General features: G+C 63.1%; 18 protein-coding genes and 1 tRNA gene. 8 read left to right on the top strand and 11 right to left on the bottom strand.

Going from position 1 to position 18433, the window contains the following annotated elements; all coding sequences use genetic code 11:
- The first annotated feature begins 5 nt into the window (after positions 1 to 5).
- Complete coding sequence (locus V1277_RS14180) at positions 6 to 1169, top strand: TAXI family TRAP transporter solute-binding subunit (RefSeq protein WP_334416748.1); 1164 nt, start codon at positions 6 to 8, stop codon at positions 1167 to 1169.
- Between the two features lie 109 nt (positions 1170 to 1278).
- Here the strand turns inward: V1277_RS14180 and V1277_RS14185 are convergent, their stop codons facing one another.
- Together V1277_RS14185 and V1277_RS14190 are read right to left on the bottom strand one after the other, a co-directional pair.
- Positions 1279 to 1665 carry a YkvA family protein gene (locus V1277_RS14185; protein WP_334416750.1) on the bottom strand — a complete coding sequence of 129 codons (387 nt, stop codon included), beginning with the start codon at positions 1663 to 1665 and terminating at the stop codon, positions 1279 to 1281.
- Positions 1666 to 1771: 106 nt separating this feature from the next.
- The gene (locus V1277_RS14190; protein ID WP_334420377.1) at positions 1772 to 2080 is read right to left on the bottom strand and encodes a 4a-hydroxytetrahydrobiopterin dehydratase; all 309 of its coding nucleotides are present in this window, start codon (positions 2078 to 2080) and stop codon (positions 1772 to 1774) included.
- A 227-nt stretch (positions 2081 to 2307) separates the two neighbouring features.
- Between V1277_RS14190 and V1277_RS14195 the strand changes: the two genes are divergently transcribed.
- From V1277_RS14195 to typA, 3 genes are all read left to right on the top strand, one after another.
- A complete protein-coding gene (locus tag V1277_RS14195) occupies positions 2308 to 3738 on the top strand; it encodes a TAXI family TRAP transporter solute-binding subunit (RefSeq protein WP_334416752.1) in 1431 nt (476 codons plus the stop codon).
- 88 nt (positions 3739 to 3826) lie between these two features.
- The gene (locus tag V1277_RS14200) at positions 3827 to 5401 is read left to right on the top strand and encodes an alkaline phosphatase D family protein (RefSeq protein WP_334416754.1); all 1575 of its coding nucleotides are present in this window, start codon (positions 3827 to 3829) and stop codon (positions 5399 to 5401) included.
- A gap of 372 nt (positions 5402 to 5773) precedes the next feature.
- A complete protein-coding gene (gene typA / locus V1277_RS14205; RefSeq protein ID WP_334371825.1) occupies positions 5774 to 7600 on the top strand; it encodes a translational GTPase TypA in 1827 nt (608 codons plus the stop codon).
- 1 nt (position 7601) lies between these two features.
- On the opposite strand, the gene V1277_RS14210 is transcribed toward typA, so the two are convergent.
- Positions 7602 to 9455, bottom strand: a complete 1854-nt coding sequence (locus tag V1277_RS14210) for a hypothetical protein (protein ID WP_334416756.1) — start codon at positions 9453 to 9455, stop codon at positions 7602 to 7604.
- A 163-nt stretch (positions 9456 to 9618) separates the two neighbouring features.
- Here V1277_RS14210 and V1277_RS14215 point away from each other — a divergent pair, with 163 nt between their 5' ends.
- Positions 9619 to 10869, top strand: a complete 1251-nt coding sequence (locus V1277_RS14215; RefSeq protein ID WP_334416758.1) for a flavin monoamine oxidase family protein — start codon at positions 9619 to 9621, stop codon at positions 10867 to 10869.
- 113 nt (positions 10870 to 10982) lie between these two features.
- Here the strand turns inward: V1277_RS14215 and V1277_RS14220 are convergent, their stop codons facing one another.
- The 4 genes from V1277_RS14220 to V1277_RS14235 are packed head-to-tail and all read right to left on the bottom strand — an operon-like array spanning position 10983 to position 14089.
- Positions 10983 to 11390 (bottom strand): thiol-disulfide oxidoreductase DCC family protein, encoded by a 408-nt coding sequence (locus tag V1277_RS14220; protein WP_334416760.1) that lies wholly within the window; start codon positions 11388 to 11390, stop codon positions 10983 to 10985.
- Positions 11391 to 11400: 10 nt separating this feature from the next.
- Positions 11401 to 12720: an SDR family oxidoreductase gene (locus V1277_RS14225; RefSeq protein ID WP_334416762.1), complete on the bottom strand. Its 1320-nt coding sequence runs from the start codon at positions 12718 to 12720 to the stop codon at positions 11401 to 11403.
- A 5-nt stretch (positions 12721 to 12725) separates the two neighbouring features.
- A complete protein-coding gene (locus V1277_RS14230; protein ID WP_334416764.1) occupies positions 12726 to 13193 on the bottom strand; it encodes a DUF2269 family protein in 468 nt (155 codons plus the stop codon).
- Positions 13190 to 14089, bottom strand: coding sequence for an alpha/beta hydrolase family protein (locus tag V1277_RS14235; protein ID WP_334416766.1), 900 nt, complete (start codon positions 14087 to 14089; stop codon positions 13190 to 13192). The genes V1277_RS14230 and V1277_RS14235 overlap by 4 nt, the downstream gene beginning before the upstream one ends.
- 290 nt (positions 14090 to 14379) lie before the next feature.
- Here V1277_RS14235 and V1277_RS14240 point away from each other — a divergent pair, with 290 nt between their 5' ends.
- Both V1277_RS14240 and ppa read left to right on the top strand, forming a co-directional pair.
- On the top strand, positions 14380 to 14889 hold the full coding sequence (locus tag V1277_RS14240; protein WP_057842744.1) for a GNAT family N-acetyltransferase: 510 nt from the start codon (positions 14380 to 14382) through the stop codon (positions 14887 to 14889).
- Positions 14890 to 14987: 98 nt separating this feature from the next.
- The gene (ppa, locus tag V1277_RS14245; RefSeq protein WP_028348406.1) at positions 14988 to 15518 is read left to right on the top strand and encodes an inorganic diphosphatase; all 531 of its coding nucleotides are present in this window, start codon (positions 14988 to 14990) and stop codon (positions 15516 to 15518) included.
- 85 nt (positions 15519 to 15603) lie between these two features.
- Here ppa and folD read toward each other — a convergent pair whose 3' ends face one another.
- From folD to V1277_RS14260, 3 genes are all read right to left on the bottom strand, one after another.
- A complete protein-coding gene (folD, locus tag V1277_RS14250) occupies positions 15604 to 16488 on the bottom strand; it encodes a bifunctional methylenetetrahydrofolate dehydrogenase/methenyltetrahydrofolate cyclohydrolase FolD (protein WP_334416767.1) in 885 nt (294 codons plus the stop codon).
- Positions 16489 to 16573: 85 nt separating this feature from the next.
- Complete coding sequence (locus tag V1277_RS14255; RefSeq protein WP_028348404.1) at positions 16574 to 16891, bottom strand: DUF167 domain-containing protein; 318 nt, start codon at positions 16889 to 16891, stop codon at positions 16574 to 16576.
- Positions 16892 to 16921: 30 nt separating this feature from the next.
- Positions 16922 to 17212, bottom strand: coding sequence for a YggT family protein (locus V1277_RS14260; protein WP_334371807.1), 291 nt, complete (start codon positions 17210 to 17212; stop codon positions 16922 to 16924).
- A gap of 184 nt (positions 17213 to 17396) precedes the next feature.
- On the opposite strand from V1277_RS14260, the gene V1277_RS14265 reads away from it, so the two are divergent.
- Positions 17397 to 17472, top strand: a tRNA-Ala gene (locus V1277_RS14265).
- Between the two features lie 127 nt (positions 17473 to 17599).
- On the opposite strand, the gene V1277_RS14270 is transcribed toward V1277_RS14265, so the two are convergent.
- Positions 17600 to 18412, bottom strand: coding sequence for an enoyl-CoA hydratase (locus tag V1277_RS14270; RefSeq protein ID WP_334416770.1), 813 nt, complete (start codon positions 18410 to 18412; stop codon positions 17600 to 17602).
- Positions 18413 to 18433: the final 21 nt, after the last annotated feature.

Raw genomic sequence — 18433 nt, forward strand, 5'->3', positions numbered from 1 at the left:
AACCCATGCGACACTTACTGGGAATGGCGTTGCTTGCCATAACGGTGGCATGCAGCAATACGGCGGCCAAGGCCGCTGAGACGGAATACGATCCGGCCAAAGTCAGCGAAAGCCTTAAGGCCATTTTCCAGTTCGGTTCGGTCGCCACCAAGCAGGCGCTGAACGCCAACACAGTCACGCTGATCTCAGGAACAATCGGCGGCACCTATGTGCAGTTCGGTGCCGACCTCGCTTCCGTGCTCGACGACGGAAACAAGTTGCGCGTACTTCCGATCGTCGGGCGCGGCTCTGTGCAGAGCGTGGCCGACATCCTGTTCCTGCAGGGCGTCGACCTCGGCATCGTGCGCGCCGACACGCTCGACTATCTCGAGAAGAAGGGCTTCGCCAAGGACATCAAGAAGCAATTCACCTATGTGACGAAGCTCTACAATGAAGAGATGTACGTCCTCGCGTCGAAATCGGTGACCAACATCAGCCAGCTCAACGGCAAGAAGGTCAGCGTCGACCTTCCCAATGGCGGCACCTTCGTAACCGCCGCGATCGTGTTCGAACGGCTCGGCATCAAACCGAATTTCCTCTATCTCGAGCAGCGCATCGCGATGGAGAAAATGCGGGCTGGCGAGATCGACGCCGTGATTGCCGTCGGCGGCAAACCGTACAAGTCCGTCGCCGCATTCAAGGACGACCGCTTCCATCTGGTTCCGGTCGACTATTCGCGGCCGCTGCAGGGCGACTATTTGCCGGCCACTCTGACCTCGAAGGACTATCCCAACCTGATCGCCGAAGGCGCGAAGGTCGATACCATTGCCGTGCCTGCGGTGCTCGCTGCCTACAACTGGGCACCCAACACCGACCGCTACCGCAAGCTGGCCCAGTTCGTGGACGCCTTCTTCACGAAGTTTCCGAAATTCCAGAACCCGCCGTTCCACCCGAAGTGGAAGGAGGTCTCGCTGTCGGCGCCGCTCCCGGATTGGCAGCGTCTGCCGGTTGCCGAGCAATGGCTCAAGACCCACAACGTCGAGGCAGTGTCGCGCGCCAGGTTCGATGAATTCCTGAAGCAGAGCCCGACGACGGCGGCCAGCGTCAAGACCGACGCGGACAAGGAGGCGCTCTTCAAGCAGTTCCAGGCGTGGGAAGCGGAGCGAGGCGCAAGGGCGCAGACTCGCTAGGCGCCTTCCGGCGGAAGCCGGCGTCGATCCGGGAAGGCGGCCGGTTCATCAAGGCCAGAAAATCAAAAGCCCGTTCCGATTCAAGCGGAACGGGCTTTTTTGGTATCCGCTATTCCGTCGTTTCATCAGCGTCGATCCCGCGCTTCAGCGCAGCGCGGGCGGCATCGCGATGCTCCTGCGTGATGTGACTTGCGACCAGGCGGATGGCGGTGGCGAGCACGGCCGCATCGTCGGTGAATCCGAGCAGCGGCATCACGTCCGGCATGAAATCGAGCGGCAGGATGAAATAGGCGACAGCGCCGAGCAGCGCCGCCTGCACGTGACGCGGCGTCTCTTTGTCGAATGCACAATAGTACGCCGCGAGCAGATCCTCGGCGAACGGAAGCTGCGCCATCACCCGCTTGAGCTTGATCCAGAAGCGCCGGCGCACATTCTCGCGGTCCTGCGCCAGCCGGTCGGCCGGCTCAAAACCCGCGGTGTGATCGGACGATGCCATCGCGACGCTCCCCCTCGCATCCGGCGCGGCAGATCGCCGCGGCCAACATGTACGAATGAAGAATTGGGGATGTCCGCCCCACCCCGCAAGATCGCGAGAGGTGACCTCAGGCGACGCCCAATTGCCCGGCGATGGCGTTCATGGCCTTGGCCAGATCGATGTCGCGCCTGGTGACGCCGCCGGCGTCATGGGTCGCCAGCACCACTTCCACCGTCTTGTAGACGTTCTTCCATTCCGGGTGGTGGTCGTTCTTTTCGGCCACGAGAGCGGCGCGGGACATGAAACCGAACGCCTCGTTGAAGTCCTTGAAAGTGAAGGTGCGGGCAATCGCCTCGCGGCCGGCCGTTTCCGACCAGCCGGTCAGTTCCGCCAGCGCCGATTTTCGCGCTTCTGCCGACAGCCGTTCCGCCATGATCGCCTCCGCGCTTGAATCAGCCCGTCACCTAACATCCAAGCCTAACACCCAAGGCCGCCTCGGGGATCCCATGCCCAAAATTGGCAAGCAAGGTGCGTCCAATGGCGGCCCCGGACGCCGGTAACCATGACAGAGATGTAACAAAGGTTCCGCGGGAAAATTTGCTAGAATATTCAGCGAAGCGTGCCGGCTGCGTGAAGATTCCACCCTCAAACCAACGGGGATTGATGACCGACGGCCCCCATTCTGCGGAAACGCCGGCCGCCCCCTCGCCCCGCTCTGCGAAACGACGGCTGACATTCGTGACGCTGGCCGGCGTGCTGGCCGTCGTCGGCGCGCTGGCGGCCGGCTATTACTTTGCGATGCGGCCAGTGACGCTGCGGATCGCGGTTGGCCCTGCCAACAGCGACGATCTCAAGGTGGTTCAGAATCTGGCGCAGGCTTTCAATAGTCCCCGAAACAGCCAGGTCCGGCTGCGTCCGGTGCAAACCGACGGCGCGCTCGCGAGCGCCAACCTGCTCGGCGAAGGCAAAGCTGATCTCGCCATCATCCGCGGCGACCTCGAGGTGCCGAAGAACGCGCAGGCCGTGGCAACGCTGCGCAAGAACGTCGCGGTGTTATGGGTGCCGTCGGCCGGCAAGGCCAAGGCTGCCGGGGGCAGGAAGGCCGCACCCGAAATCAAGAACATTACGCAACTCGCCGGCCGTCGCATCGGCGTGGTCGGCCGCACCCAGGCCAATGTCAATTTGCTCAAGGTGATCCTGCGGCAATACGGCGTCGATCCCGACAAGGTCGAAATCGTTCAGTTTCCGGCCAACGAGGCCGCGGAAGCCATTCGCAGCCAGAAGGCGGATGCCTATCTCGCGGCCGGCCCGGTCAACAGCAAAATCACTTCGGACGCGATCGCGGCTTCGACGCGCGACGGCGGCTCGCCGAAATTCCTGGCGATCGATTCGGCGGAGGCGATTGCGCAGAACCACCCCGCCTACGAGGCTTCCGAAATTCCCGCCGGGACCTTTGGCGGCGCGCCGGACAAGCCCGAGGCAGAGGTCAAGACCATCAGTTTCGCGCATCACATCGTGGCGCGCAGAGGCATTTCGGAATCGACCATCGCCGCTTTTACCCGCCAACTGTTCGCCATCCGGCAAATCCTGAAGAACGAATTTCCGCTCACCGCAAAGATCGAAACGCCCGACACCGACAAGGACGCCACGATTCCCGTGCATCCCGGCGCCGCCGCCTTTGTCGACGGCGAGGAAAAGACCTTTCTCGACCGTTACAGCGATTACATCTGGTGGACGTTGATGGCGATGTCGGCGATGGGCTCCGCCGGCGCGTGGTTTGCCGGCTATCTCAAGAAGGACGAGCGCAACGTCAACACATCGCAGCGCGACCGACTTCTCGACATGCTCAGCGCCGCCCGCCAGTGCGATTCGATGGACGAGCTCGACCAGATGCAGGCGGAAGCGGACGACATTTTGCGCCACACGCTGCTGTGCTACGAACACGGCACGATCGAGGAAGGCACGTTGACCGCTTTCAACATCGCGATCGAGCAATTCCACAACGCGGTCGCCGACCGCAAGGCGCTGTTGCTGAGCATGCCGCAAAACCTGCAACGCGCCAGCGCGCAGTTCCGCGCGGCCGGCAACGCCTGATCTGCCAACACGGTAATCGAGCCGTCATCAATTCTTTCTAGGTCTGACGGTGCTACACTGCACCCGCGTCAGATCCGGAGAGACCCGCATGAGGTTCAGGATTTCCCGCAACCGCCTTCCTGGAATTTCGCGGCGTCATTTCCTCGCCACCGCCGGAGCAGGCGCCATCGGCGTCATTGCAACGCCTTATCTCAGCCGCGCCGCGGACCGGCCCACGGTCACCTCCGGCGTGCAGTCGGGCGATGTCGGCGCTGACGGCGGCGTGGTATGGGCGCGCGCCGACCGGCCCTCGCAAATGCTGGTCGAGGTCGCCACGAATGAATCCTTTGCCGACGCACGGGCTTTGCCGCCGATCGCGGCGCTGCCCGAAAGCGACTTCACCGCGAAAATGCTGCTGGAGAACCTGCCTGCCGGGCAGGAGATCTTCTATCGCGTCCGGTTTCGCGACCTCGCCCATACCGGCATCGAAAGCGAGCCGGTGGTCGGGCGGTTTCGCACCGCACCTGGCGACCGCCGCGACGTCAGTTTCGTTTGGGGCGGCGACGTTGCCGGACAGGGCTGGGGTATCAACCCGGATGACGGCGGCATGCTCACCTTCGCCACCATGCGCAAGCATCGCCCGGATTTCCTGCTGCATTCGGGCGACACCATCTATGCCGACGGCCCGATCAAGAGCGAGGTGACGCTTCCCGACGGCAAGGTCTGGAAGAACGTGACGACGCCCGAGAAGGCAAAGGTCGCCGAAACGCTCGACGAATTCCGCGCCGCGCACAAGTACAATTTCATGGACGAGCATCTGCGCGCGTTCAATGCCGAGGTACCGATCTTCGTGCAGTGGGACGACCACGAGGTCGTCAACAACTGGTCGTCGTCCAAGGAACTGCCTGCCGCCTACAAGGAGCGCAACGTCGCCCTGCTCGCGGCCCGCTCAGCGCGCGCCTTCCATGAGATGTATCCGATCCGCGCGAGCATCACGGAGCCGGGACGGGTCTACCGCACGCTCCGTTATGGCCTGCATCTCGACGTGTTCATGCTGGACGAGCGCAGCTATCGCGGACCGAATGGCTCGAACCAGGAGACCGCTTACGGGCCGGAAAGTTTTTTTCTCGGGCCGGCGCAGCTCGCGTGGCTGAAACGGGAACTGTTGAACTCACGCGCCACCTGGAAGGTGATCGCATCCGACATGCCGCTCAGCATCATCGTCTATGACGATGCGCGCAACAGAAAAGGCTCGGAAGCCGTTGCGCAAAGCGACGGCCCGCCGCGCGGTCGCGAGCTGGAGATCGCCGATCTCCTGCGTTTCATCAAGACGTCGGGCGTGGTCAACACCGTGTGGCTGACGGCGGATGTGCACTACGCGGCCGCGCATTACTACAATCCCGACAAGGCGCAGTTTCAAGAATTCGACCCGTTCTGGGAGTTTGTCGCTGGTCCCCTGCATGCCGGCACCTTCGGCCCGAACGACCTCGACAACACGTTCGGACCCGAGGTGAAGTTCATCAAGGCGCCGGGGGCTGGCAAACAGAATTTGCCGCCGTCCGCTGGAATGCAGTTTTTCGGCCACGTCAGGATCGACGGCGGCAGCGGACAGATGACGGTGACCTTGCGCGACCGCGCCGATGTTGCGCTGTGGTCGACGACGCTCGATCCGAAGCCGGTCTAGAGCATGACGAAGCACGTCTCGACCATGTGCGATCGCTGTGGAACCGGTCCTGCCGCTGCAATGAGGCGGTCAAAGCCCATTTTGACGAGGTTTTGCGCAGTTTATCCCGCCCCTGAAACGGGCAATTGAGCCCGGCGCCATGCCCAAAATCGGCTAACCAAATGCCAAACGAACCATTGTTTTTTGGCGTTTTCTGAATATATTGCGCCGCAACGCGTAAGGTGTGCCCGGTCCTTTTGGCCGGGCTTCCTTTTTGGGGCCAGGTTTGAGCCATGGCCCCGTTCGCATCCCAGGTTTGAGCGCGATCCGGAAAAGTGGGTCCCGGTTTTCCGGTGAGATCGCGCCTCCACATGCACGACCAGAAGAAGAGCCATGAACCTTCGTAACGTCGCCATCATCGCCCACGTCGACCACGGCAAGACCACCCTCGTCGACCGTCTGCTGCAGCAATCCGGCACCTATCGCGAGAACCAGAAGGTCACCGAGCGCGCGATGGACTCCAACGACCTGGAGCGCGAGCGCGGCATCACCATTCTGGCCAAGGCCGCCTCGGTGCAGTGGAAGGACACCCGTATCAACATCGTCGACACCCCCGGCCACGCCGATTTCGGCGGCGAGGTCGAGCGCATCCTCAACATGGTCGATGGCGCGCTGGTGCTGGTCGATGCCGCCGAAGGCCCGCTGCCGCAGACCAAGTTCGTGGTCTCCAAGGCGCTCAAGGTCGGGCTGAAGCCGATCGTCGTGATCAACAAGGTCGATCGTCCCGATGCGCGCCCGACCGAAGTCATCAACGAGGTGTTCGACCTGTTCGCGGCGCTCGACGCCAGCGAGGAGCAGCTCGATTTCCCGATTCTTTACGGGTCGGCCAAGCAGGGCTGGATGGCCGACAGCCCGGACGGCTCGCAGGAAGCCGGCATGCAGCCGCTGTTCGACCTGATCGTGCGCCATGTCGCGCCGCCGAGCGTCGAGCAGGGCCCGTTCCGGATGATCGGCACCATTCTGGAAGCCAATCCCTATCTCGGCCGCATCATCACCGGCCGCATCACCTCTGGCGCGATCAAGCCGAACCAGCAGGTGAAGGTGCTGGGCGCTGACGGCAAGACGATCGAACAAGGGCGTATCACAAAGATCCTCGCCTTCCGCGGCATCGAGCGCACCCCGCTGGATGAAGCCGAAGCCGGCGACATCGTCGCGATTGCCGGGCTGACCAAGGGTACCGTCGCCGACACCTTCTGCGATCCTTCCGTCGAGACGCCGCTGGTGGCGCAGCCGATCGATCCGCCGACGGTATCGATGTCGTTCATCGTCAATAACTCGCCGCTTGCCGGCACCGAAGGCGACAAGGTGACCTCGCGCATGATCCGCGACCGCCTGTTGCGCGAGGCCGAGGGCAACGTAGCGCTGCGCGTGGTCGAGGCCGCCGACAAGGATTCCATGGAAGTATCAGGCCGCGGCGAATTGCAGCTCGCGATCCTGATCGAGACCATGCGCCGCGAAGGCTTTGAGCTTTCGGTGTCGCGTCCGCGCGTCGTGCTGCAGAAGGACGAAGCCACCGGCCAGTGGCAGGAGCCGATCGAGGAGGTCGTGATCGACGTCGACGAGGAGCATTCCGGCGTTGTCGTGCAGAAGATGAGCGAGCGCAAGGCCGAGATGATCGAGATGCGCCCTTCCGGCGGCAACCGCCTGCGGCTGGTGTTCTACGCGCCGACCCGCGGCCTGATCGGCTATCAGGGCGAACTGCTCACCGATACCCGCGGCACCGCGATCATGAACCGCCTGTTCCACGGCTATGCGCCCTACAAGGGCGACATCCAGGGCCGCCGCAACGGCGTGCTGATCTCCAACGACCAGGGCGAAGCGGTGGCTTACGCGATGTTCAAGCTGGAGGATCGCGGCCCGATGATGATCGAGCCCGGCTGGAAGGTCTACAAGGGCATGATCGTCGGCGAGCACACCCGCGACAACGATCTCGAGATCAACGTGCTCAAGGGCAAGCAGCTCACCAACATCCGCACCACGTCGAAGGACGAGGCGGTGCGCCTGACGCCCCCGATCAGGATGACGCTGGAAAAGGCGCTGGCCTATATCGAGGACGACGAGCTGGTCGAAGTGACGCCGAAGTCGATCCGCCTGCGCAAGAAGTTCCTCGACGCCAACGACCGCAAGCGCGCGGAAAAGGCCAAGGAAGCGGTGGCGTAAACTATCCTGCTGCGTTGGATGCCAGGGCGCTGTCGACCACGGCGACGGCCTTGCCTTTATCCGCAAGGTCGATGGCCTCCTGAAGCGCGATGACATGCGGGGCCTGAAACGTTTCAGGCTCGCGGCAAACGTCCCAATAGGCGGTATGGGTGAAGAAGTCCGCGGCGCCATCCCCGCGCGTCGCGACCGGGTAGTCGACGATGTGCGACCCGAAGATCGGCGCGAGCTTGCCGCCGATCGCGTCGCCCCAGAAGATCTGCACCATCGGAAAAAAGATGTTGGTCCATCGGGTCAGGCCGAACAGTGCGCCATGATGGACCTGTTTCTGCCCTGTCTTCGGGTTGCGGAAAGTAAGCAGGCCGTCATTGTCGAGACGTTTCGGCGGGCAAGTCGGGAATTCGCGCTCGGCAACGCGACGGCAGAAATCGGATTCGAGAAGACGGCGGGTATTGCCGATGCACATCAGGAAGGTCGCATGGCTCAGCGCGCTTCCTAGTGTTACGAAATCGGTCACTAGCCATGTCTTTGTCTTTTTATCTTCACCGGCCTTTTCCGCTGCCGCCGCGATGCTCGCGACGGCACGTCGCGCTTTCTCCCGCAGGGCCTTCTTGTCGGCAGCGGATGCCGTGCCGCTTGGCTGCCAGGAGGCGGTGTCGATCTCGTCAAAATCGGTTCCGAAGGTCGTGACTGGAGGCAGATCTCGGCAAATCCGGCTGAAATAGGCGCGCAGCATGTCATATGCGACGACGGTTCCGAGGCTGTGGGCCACGACGATGATGCGGTCGTAATAGCCACTCTGGTGCAGGTTATGAAGCGCGTTGACCGCCTCCATTCGGATCGCGCGGCGCACTGCGACATTGGCCGGCGAGGCACGGAAATAGCGCGCCGCGTCGCCGAGGTATGGCTGCAGGAACGCCGCGTTGACGATGAGATAGATGCCCAGGATGGCAAAGGCCACCGGCGCGCTCCAGGGTGAGTTCAAGCCCCAGGGCCATGCCGTAACCAAAGTCTCCACAAAGGGCGTGTCCGAATGCCAGAGTCGGTCGACGCCGACGAACATGCCGGCCACGATCAGCGATATTAGAAGCGCACGCCAGAACGCCCGCAAGCCGGGTTCTCCGGTTAGGAGGTAGGTGGCGATCAAGCCGATCAGCGTTGGGAGCGCTACGATGGTGGCGAGCTCGGCTGCATCCGGTAATTTCTCCGTCGGTTCCCAAAGCGGATTGAACTCAACGCCAAAGTAGACCGCGCTGACAATCACGCCGATCACGCAAAACGCGGCAAGCTTTCTGATGAGACGGAAAGCCCGCCATTTCAGCGCGATAAAGAAGCCGAATACCAGCGAGCTGAAGATCAGCAGGAACGGAGCGACCAGCAGATTCTGGACGACAGAGACTTGCGCAAAAATGACCGCGCCTTTTAGCGCCAGCAGGGCGAGAGAAAGATTCATGAAAGACAGGAAGATGGACGCGACCCACCAGAGCCCGTTGATCCCCTCCTTCATGATCGGGCCCTTTCGGCAAAGCTCGTACAGCCAGAGCAAAACTGCGACCGGCTTGGTTTCGCTCATCAGGTGGGCCCAATAAAGTTCGTGGAAATCGACCGCGCGCTTGTCCCTTGATTCGGGCACCTCGTTGGTTGTCATTACCGTCAGGTCGATATCCGCGCCGTCCCGTTGGGGATGGCTCCACAGCCTTCGGCCCGCGTCATAGGGATTTTCACTGTTCAACCAGACGCCCTTGATGACGCCACGCACGGTTTCCAGCGCCCGCTGGCTCCCAATGCCATGGACGACGAGCACCGCCGTTCGCTTGTGAACCTTGTCGAATTCGGCATCGGTCATGGTCATGGTCATGGGGAAAATTCCTGCCTAAAAATGTAAAAAGGGAATGGTTCATTCAACACAACTTCAGGCAGAGTGACAAGCAGCTTTGCGCCGGCCGCGCAAATCGCCAACTGGCTTCAAGGCGGCGTTACGGCCTATTCAGCCCTCGCGGCGAACGTGCTAGAGCCTGCGCATGACGTCTCTCCCCTCCTCAGTCGATGTCGCCATCATCGGCGCCGGCGCTGCCGGGCTCGGCGCGGCGAATGCGCTGAAAAATTCCGGCCTCTCCGTCATCGTGCTGGAAGCGCGTGATCGCGTCGGCGGCCGCGCACACACCATCATGGCCTCGCCTGACGTCACCTTCGACGTCGGCTGCGGCTGGCTGCATTCGGCAGATGAGAACTCCTTTGTCAAAATCGCCGAACAACTCGGTTTCGAGATCAACAGGTCACTGCCGCCCTGGCGCGAGCGCGCTCACGGCAAGGCGTTTCCGCAGGCCGAGCGCGACGACTTCATGCACGCGCTCAATGCGTTCTACGACCGCGCCGAAGTAGCAGCGGCGGAAGCCGAGAAGAGTGGCCGCGACTGCGCCGCAAGCCTTTATCTTGAGCCTGGTAATCGTTGGAACCCGATGATCGATGCGATCTCGACTTACGTCAACGGCTGCGAGCTCGACCAGGTCTCGATCCTCGACATGGACGCCTATGAAGACACCGACATCAACTGGCGCGTCCGCCGCGGCTATGGCGCGCTGATAGCGGCCTATGGCGCCACGTGTCCGCTTGCGCTCAATTGCGCCGTGACGCTGATCGATCATTCCACCAAGCGCGTCCGCATCGAGACGTCGCGCGGCACGCTGACGGCCGACAAGGTGATCATCACGGTGCCGACCAGCCTGATCGCCGACGAGGCCATCCGCTTTCACCCGCCATTGCCGCAAAAGGTCGATGCCGCGCGCGGCCTGCCGCTTGGCCTCGCCGACAAGGTGACGCTGGCAGTGGATGAGCCGGAGGCGCTGCCCGTAGAGGGTAATCTGCGCGCCGCCACCATGCGCACCGAAATGGGCACCTATCACATCCGCCCCTTCGGCCAGCCCTGCATCGAAGGCTTTTTCGGCGGCCGCTTTGCGCAGTCGCTGGAGGACGCCGGCCCCGGTGCGCTGGCCGCAGCAAGCATCGACGAGATCGTCTCGATCCTCGGCAACGATTTTCGCCGCAAGCTGAAGCCGCTCGCGGAGTCACGCTGGGCGCATGATCCTTTCGCCCGCGGCTCCTATTCACACGCGCTGCCGGGGCATGCGGGAGATCGCGAGGTCCTCGCCGCGCCCGTCGATGGCCGGTTGTTCTTTGCGGGCGAGGCGACCTCGCCGGAGTTCTTCTCGACCGCGCATGGCGCGCGGGATTCGGGTGAGCGGGCGGCGCAGGAAGTTTTGACCAAGCGCTGAGCCTGACATCCGTCATTGCGAGCGAAGCGAAGCAATCCATTTCGCGGCTTGCCGAGACATGGATTGCTTCGTCGCTTTGCTCCTCGCAATGACGGTTGAGGCGACGTTCTTTCCTACTCCATCACCCTCGCCCGCATCTCTGCGTCCGGCACGAAGCATTCATCGTACTTCCCGAAAATCCGGTAGCGATTTGTCGCCACGAGGCTGTAGACCGCGTCGCGCAGCGGCTTCGGTACGGCAAACAGCACACGCGTCCATCGCCAGCCCGGCAGCATGCCGAGCACTGTCAGCGCGGCGTCCGATTTGAGATACGCGACGCCTCCATGCACCACCGCGTTGGTGTCGGGATCGTTGGGATCGATGCCAAACGTCTGCGCCAGTCGTGTACCGTACCCCGACTGGATCGCCGTAAAGCGAAACCTCCGCTCGACGTCGCGTTTCGCGACGAAGCGGACCCAGCGCGAGCAGAAGACGCAGACGCCGTCATAGAGGATCACGTCATCATCTGGCCATTGGGTCACGGATTTGGGCTCATCGGTTATCCAACGTCAGCAGCGCCACCAGCATCAGCACGACCGCGGGTCCCGTTTTCACCAGCGCGCCGAGCGGCTCGATCCAGAGGTCCGGCGTCAGGATTGCGGCGCCGATCATATAGCCGAGCGAGGCAATGATACCCGCTACCAGGCCAAATGCCGAGGTGCGGCGGAACGCGATCAGCACGCCGATGGTCATATCCATTAGGCTGGTACCTACCGTGATGGGGGCAACGAGCGCCGGCGGAAAACCGTGGCTGCGCAGGATTCCGGCCGCCGCGTCATAGGAAATCACCAGCGCAATGAAGCCGGAGACGACCCAGAACAGCACGAGGCTTGCGATCATCAGGGCCTTGATCGGGAATAGCCGGGCGAACCATTTATCCTGGATGGTCGCCACGCGTTTTCCCGCCATTTGCCCGATCGTCTTCGGTATGATGCCGGTGGCGGCCATCCAGCCCGCGGGGCTGCCGCTGACGCCGCGCCGCAGCTCCGCAATCGCCGTGGTCCGCATCGGCGGCATCCAGCCGAGCAAACTCGTGAGGTCGCCGAGCCTGGCGCCGAGATCGAGCAGGAACGCCGGCATCACAATGCGCCACCATTTGCCGGTGCCGAACACCTCGCGAAATTGATCGATCACGTCGCCGAGCGTGACCGGCTGCTCCTGCATCAGGTCCCACGTCACCGCGTTCGCCTCGCCCGGATCGCGCGCGGCAAGCCAGGCAATCGTCGCCGCGATATCCTCCATGGCGACCGGCTGGAATGGCGTCAGCCGTTCGGCGGGCGAAAGATCGATCGGAAGTGCTGCGACCGAGCGCAGCATGGCGCTGCCGCCATAGGCAGCCAATGCCACCACGAAACCCGGCCGCAGGATCGTGTACGGGACGCCGGAATCGGCGATCAGCCGTTCGGCCTCGCGCTTGGTGGTGCTGAAGGCGGTGGCGTCGGTCTCGGCGACACCGGGGATCGAGATATGCACCAGCCGGATCGCGAGGCGGCTTTCGCGGATCGCCTGCAACAGCCGCGCGACGAATTCGCGATGCACGGCGGCGGTGTCGCTGCCGGGGCCGTCCTGCAGCACGCCGAGGCAATTGACGACGAGGCCGACGCCGTGATCGCGCAGCAGCCGCGCCATCGCAGCCGCATCCATCGACATGAGCGGCAGTTCGAGATCGAGCGCGCCGTTCTTCTGCGAGGCGGATAATCTTCGGGCTACGCCAACCACGCGAAATCCCCTCCCGCGCAGATCGTCGGTCACGAAGCGGCCGATCAGGCCGGAGGCGCCGAGCACTAGGATTTTTCGGATGTCGGCGTTCATGCTGCCTAGAACGGTTTGGCGATCATCAGCCAGAGAATAGCCATGACCGAGCCAAACCCGGGAATCCCAAACAGAAACCAGCGGTGGAAAAGTGCGAAATAGCGCGACGGCAACTCCCGGCTTTGCTCCGCCGCCTTGCGCGCGAGATCGCGCATTTCAATCTGCATCAAGACGACCGGCACCCAGAACAGCCCCGCCACCGCATAGAGCCCGAGCGAGATCATCAGCCAACGCTCGCTCCACGCGGTGGAGGACAGCCACATCAGCGCGCCACCGCTCAGCGGCTGCAGCAGCACCGCCGTCAGCGTGAACAGCATGTCGGCGATCACGACGGTCTCTGCCGTGCGCGCGATGAACGCCACGTCCCGGCTGCGATGGGCCATCAGCATAAAGAACGCGATGCCGGCGCCGGTGCCGAGAATGACGATCGCGCCGAGTACATGGAGATATTTGACGAGGAAATACAGCGTCATCGCTTGGCCGCCGGCGTACGGGACCGCGCCCTCAAGGCACGATCGAGTTCAGGTCCGGCGAGGGTTACACCGCCGCCAGTTTCCACCAGCCAGTGGCCTTCACTGCCATGGGCCGGCAGCACGCGAAAATCGGCCTTGCCGCCGGCGGCGCGAAACGCATCGGCCAGTTGACGCGAGAATGCGGGCGAAAAGTAGCTGTCATTGGCAGCCACCAGCCACGTCACTCTCACGCGTGCGGCCTTGCCGAATTCGCCCGCGGCAGCCATCAGCGTGTGCGGCGCGCAGACCCGGCTGGAAGAATCATCGGCATGCCCGCCGCGCCCCGGCGCGAACGCGATGATGGCCGCAACGTTCTTCGGATCTTCGCCGGCCAGCGCCAGTGCACCCCAGGCACCGGCCGAATGTCCGATCACGACCATGCCCTCGGTGCGGATGAAGGGCTGCTTGCGTATGAAGCCGGCGGCAGCGGCGATCGCATCCGCCACAACGCGGCCAGACTTGGCGTAATCAGCCTCGTCGCAGCCGCCCTGATCCTCCTGGTATTTTCCGCCCGTTACGCCGTGACCCGGGCGTTCAGGAACCAGCACGGCAAAACCGCGGGTCACGAGCCATCCGGCGAGCGAGCGGTATTCGGGCTGCGGCATCTGCGCCCGCCGCAACACGTTCTGGGTCGAGGCGTGCGCAATCACGGCGAGCGGAAACGGCCCCTTGCCCGGCGGCCGAAACAGCACCGCATGCGCGGCGGTGGCAGGATCGGGAGCAGGCACCATCCATTGTTGCAGCCGGTGAGGCTCGCCTTCCGGGCCTTGCGCGCCAAGGCTGGGCTGCGCGGCGGCCGCCTTCACACCGATCGCGGCAACGAGGACCAGCGCAGGAAGCATGTTTAGGGGACGCATGAACTGGCCTGGTGCAGCCGAGGGAAGGGCGTATTGCGAAGTCACCAACAGAATACCGCCGGCGAATCAAATCCTGCGCATTTTTCCGTGAACGGATTTCACCGGGCCGTTTGGTTGGATGATTCTAACAACGATTCCGCCGCCATTGCCGTGGCCAAACACCTGATGAGACAGCCCCCTTGTCCTCTTTCGGTACAGACCAACATAAAACTGATGCAGAAAATCCACAGGTTAACCGATAATTAACGATGGACCTTGAAGCCGGCCCGCCGACTTGCTTTGATCAGGATATGAGCACAACCCTGATCGAGGTTCGACCGGCCAAGGCTGCAGACGCAGCCGCGGTGGCGTCTACCCATGATGAAGCCTGGCGCTCCGCCTATCAGGGCATCATTCCCGGCGCCGAGCTCGAAAAACTTATTAACCGTCGCGGCCCGCAATGGTGGGACAGCGCAATCCGCAAAGGCAGCCGCGTCAGCGTGCTGGTGTTCGGCGACAAGGTCGCGGGCTACGCCAATTACGGCCGCAACCGCGCCCGCAGCCTGCATTTCGAAGGCGAGATCTACGAGCTTTATCTGCGGCCGGAATTCCAGGGCCTCGGCTTCGGCCGCCGCCTGTTCACCGCCGCCCGGCGCGATCTGATGCAGAGCGGGCTGAAGAGCATGGTGATCTGGGCGCTGTCGGACAACGATCCGGCGACGGAATTCTACCGCGCGCTCGGCGGTCGCATGGTGGCCCGCTCCTCGGAGAAGTTCGGGGCCAAATCGCTCGATAAAGTCGCTTTTGCCTGGACCAACTGAAGCTATTTCAGGCTTTTCCCTGCTCGGCTGCGGGTCTAAAGGGACCCTGACGCACGCCTGATTCCTGGCGCGCCCCTTAACGCCAAGCGGAGCCACTTATGCGCATTGACGCCATCCCGATCGGAGTAAATCCGCCACACGACGTCAACGTCATCATCGAGGTGCCCGTTGGCGGCGAGCCGATCAAATATGAGATGGACAAGGAAGCCGGCACGCTGGTGGTCGATCGCTTCCTCTATACGGCGATGCGCTATCCCGGCAATTACGGCTTCATCCCGCACACGCTGTCCGGCGACGGCGATCCCTGCGACGTGCTGATTGCCAATACGCGCGCCATCGTGCCGGGCGCCGTGATGAGCGTGCGGCCGGTCGGCGTCTTGCTGATGGAAGACGAGGCCGGCGGCGACGAGAAGATCATCGCCGTGCCATCCTCAAAACTCACCCAGCGCTACGACAAGGTCCGGAACTACAACGACCTGCCCGACATCACGCTGCAGCAGATCCAGCACTTCTTCGAGCACTACAAGGATCTCGAAAAGGGCAAATGGGTGAAGGTGCTGCGCTGGTGCGGCGCCGAGGACGCCCACCGCCTCATCCTGGAAGGCATCGAGCGCGCCAAGAAGAAGTAGCTTCTTTCAGCGCGTCGTGGCCGCTGACGAGGTAGTGTCATTCCGGGGCGATGCGTCAGCATCGAGCCCGGAACGACGGTAACTCCTACACCCCCGGCTTCGGCAGCCCGTGAATCGCACAGGCCGCACGTAGCGTATTCACCAACAGGCACGCCACCGTCATCTGGCCGACGCCGCCCGGCACCGGCGTAATCGCACCGGCGACCTCGGCGACTTCCTTGAAGGCGACATCGCCGACCAGCCGCGTCTTGCCGTCGGCCAAGGGCAGGCGGTTGATGCCGACGTCGATCACGGTGGCGCCTGGCTTGATCCAGTCGGCGCGCACCATTTCGGGCTTGCCGACCGCGGCATAGATTAGATCGGCGCGCGCGCAGAGTTGCGGCAGGTCCTTTGAGCGCGAATGCGCGATCGTCACCGTCGCATTTTCATTCAGCAGCAATTGCACCAGCGGGCGGCCAACCAGGTTGGAGCGGCCGATGACGATCGCGTTCATGCCTTCCAGCGAGGCATGCACGCTCTTGGTCAGGATGATGCAGCCGAGTGGCGTACACGGCGACAGCGCGGCAAAGCCGCCGGCCAGCCGGCCGGCATTGTTGGGATGCAGCCCGTCGACATCCTTGGCGGGATCGATCGCGTTGATAATGGTTTCGGCGTGAAGCGATTTCGGCAGCGGCAATTGCACGAGAATGCCGTGCACGGCGGGATCGTGGTTGAGCTTTGCGATCAGCGCCAGGAGATCGGCCTGCGCGACGTCGGCGGGCAGTTTGTGCTCGAACGAGGCCATGCCGGCGGCCTGCGTCTGGGTGTGCTTGCTGCGGACATAGACCTCGCTGGCGGGGTCGTTGCCGACCAGAACCACCGCAAGGCCCGGCGTGACCTGATGCTCGCCTTTGACCCGCGCGACCTCTTCCGCGACACGGGCGCGAAGCTCCGCCGCAATGACCTTTCCGTCGATAATGCGTGCCGTCATCTCAATCCTTCGTCTTCGCTTTGACGCATGATCCTTTCGGAAAACCAGTTCCCACTTTGCGCTTCCGCGGCCCTCCGGGTCCGGATCATGCTTTGGCGGCGGCTACCTTTCGCAGCGTTTCGCCGAGAATCTTGGGATCGCCATCAACGGCGACCTGCTTGATGCGCGAGGTCATGCCCGACAGGATTTTCACCCTCGCCTTCGGGACGCCGAGCACCTTCGCCAGCAGTTCCGTGACCGCACGGTTGGCCTCGCCGCCGTCGGCGATGGCGCGGACGCGAACCTTCACCACCGAGCGGCCGTTGGCGAGCGTCTCAATGCCATCGATATCGTCGCGGCCGCCGCGTGGTGTCACCCGCAGCGCGACACTGATGCCGTCGGTGGAGTAGCGCCAGGGATCCATCGGGCATCCGTCAGCTATCAGTGCTCGCGGTCAGATGACGTTGGGGTAGATATAGTAGAGAATTACCCGCTGGAAGAGCATGATGATCAGGATCAGGATGATCGGCGAAATGTCGAGCCCACCCAGGTTGGGCATGAACCTGCGAATCGGCGCCAGCGCCGGCTCGGTGATCCGGTACAGGAATTCCGCCACCGCCGCGACGAACCCGTTGCGCGTGTTCACGACATTGAAGGCGATCAGCCAGGACAGGATGGCCGCGGCGATCAAAAGCCAGACGTATAGGTCAAGGACAATGATGACGATGTCGAGGATAGCGCGCATGGGAGGGGGAGCTCGCGAGGAGGGATAGACAGCTAGATATCGGTTCATCCCCCCGCAAACAAGGGAAGTTCCCGGCAAAATCACGCCAAAATCGGTACTTTCACCGTTCTTGACTTGGCCTTGGGCCGGACTGTAAATGGCGCCGATTGTCGGCTGCTTCGGGTCATATCGAGGCGGTCGCGACGGGGCCATAGCTCAGCTGGGAGAGCGCGTCGTTCGCAATGACGAGGTCGGCGGTTCGATCCCGCCTGGCTCCACCACGCTTCGCCCTTCGGGCTACGCGTGGCGCAGCCACGTGATGCCCGAAGGGTGAAGCGTGGTGCCCGGCGAAGCCCAACGGGCGAAGACGGGCCGGACCCGCAACAAGGTAATCGTCGCCCCTCCCCCTCACTTCCCCGTAAACCGCGGCGGCCGCTTCTCGACAAAACTCGCTACCCCCTCCCGGAAATCGCTCCCCTTCAGCGCGATCTGCATTTCGCGGTTGGCGTCGATGGTGGCTTCGGCGAGCGTCTGGAACGGCACGTCGTAGAGCTGGCGCTTGATGACCGAAATCGCGCTGGGCGAGACGAAATCGGCGAGATCGCGCGCGTAGGCATACGTCTGCTCGCGCAACTGCTCCGGCGGATAGATCCGGTTGACCAGCCCGATCCGCAACGCTTCCTCGCTTGAGACTCGCCGCGCCGACATCAGCAAATCCAGCGCATTGGCGTGGCCGACGATGCGCGGCAGCATCCAGCTAATGCCGTGCTCGGCGATCAGCCCGCGGCGCGCAAACGAGGTAGTGAAGACGGTGTTGTCGGCCGCAAAACGCAGGTCGCAATAAAGCGCGTGGACCAGGCCGATGCCGGCGGTGGCGCCGTTGAGCATGCCGATCACGGGTTTTGGGATCGCCGGATAATAGGCGTAGCGCGTCTGCCAGTCCGCCCGGCGGTTCATGTCGAAGGGCGGGATGTTCTCGCCGCGCCTGATCTCGCTGGGGTCGATGGCCTGCAACGCCTCCATGTCCGCACCTGCGCAGAAGGCGCGGCCGGCGCCGGTGAGCACGATGACGCGGACATCGTCGTCGGCGCTGGCCGCCTCCATCGCGTGGCGCACGTCGTGCTCCATGGTCGCGGTCCATGCGTTCATGCGGTCGGGGCGGTTGAGCGTGATGGTCGCGATCTTGTCGCTCACCTCGTAGAGAATATGCTGATAGGTCACCGCGGGTCTCCCTGTCGTTCT

This window comes from Bradyrhizobium sp. AZCC 1588 (assembly GCF_036924735.1).
Lineage (GTDB): Bacteria > Pseudomonadota > Alphaproteobacteria > Rhizobiales > Xanthobacteraceae > Bradyrhizobium.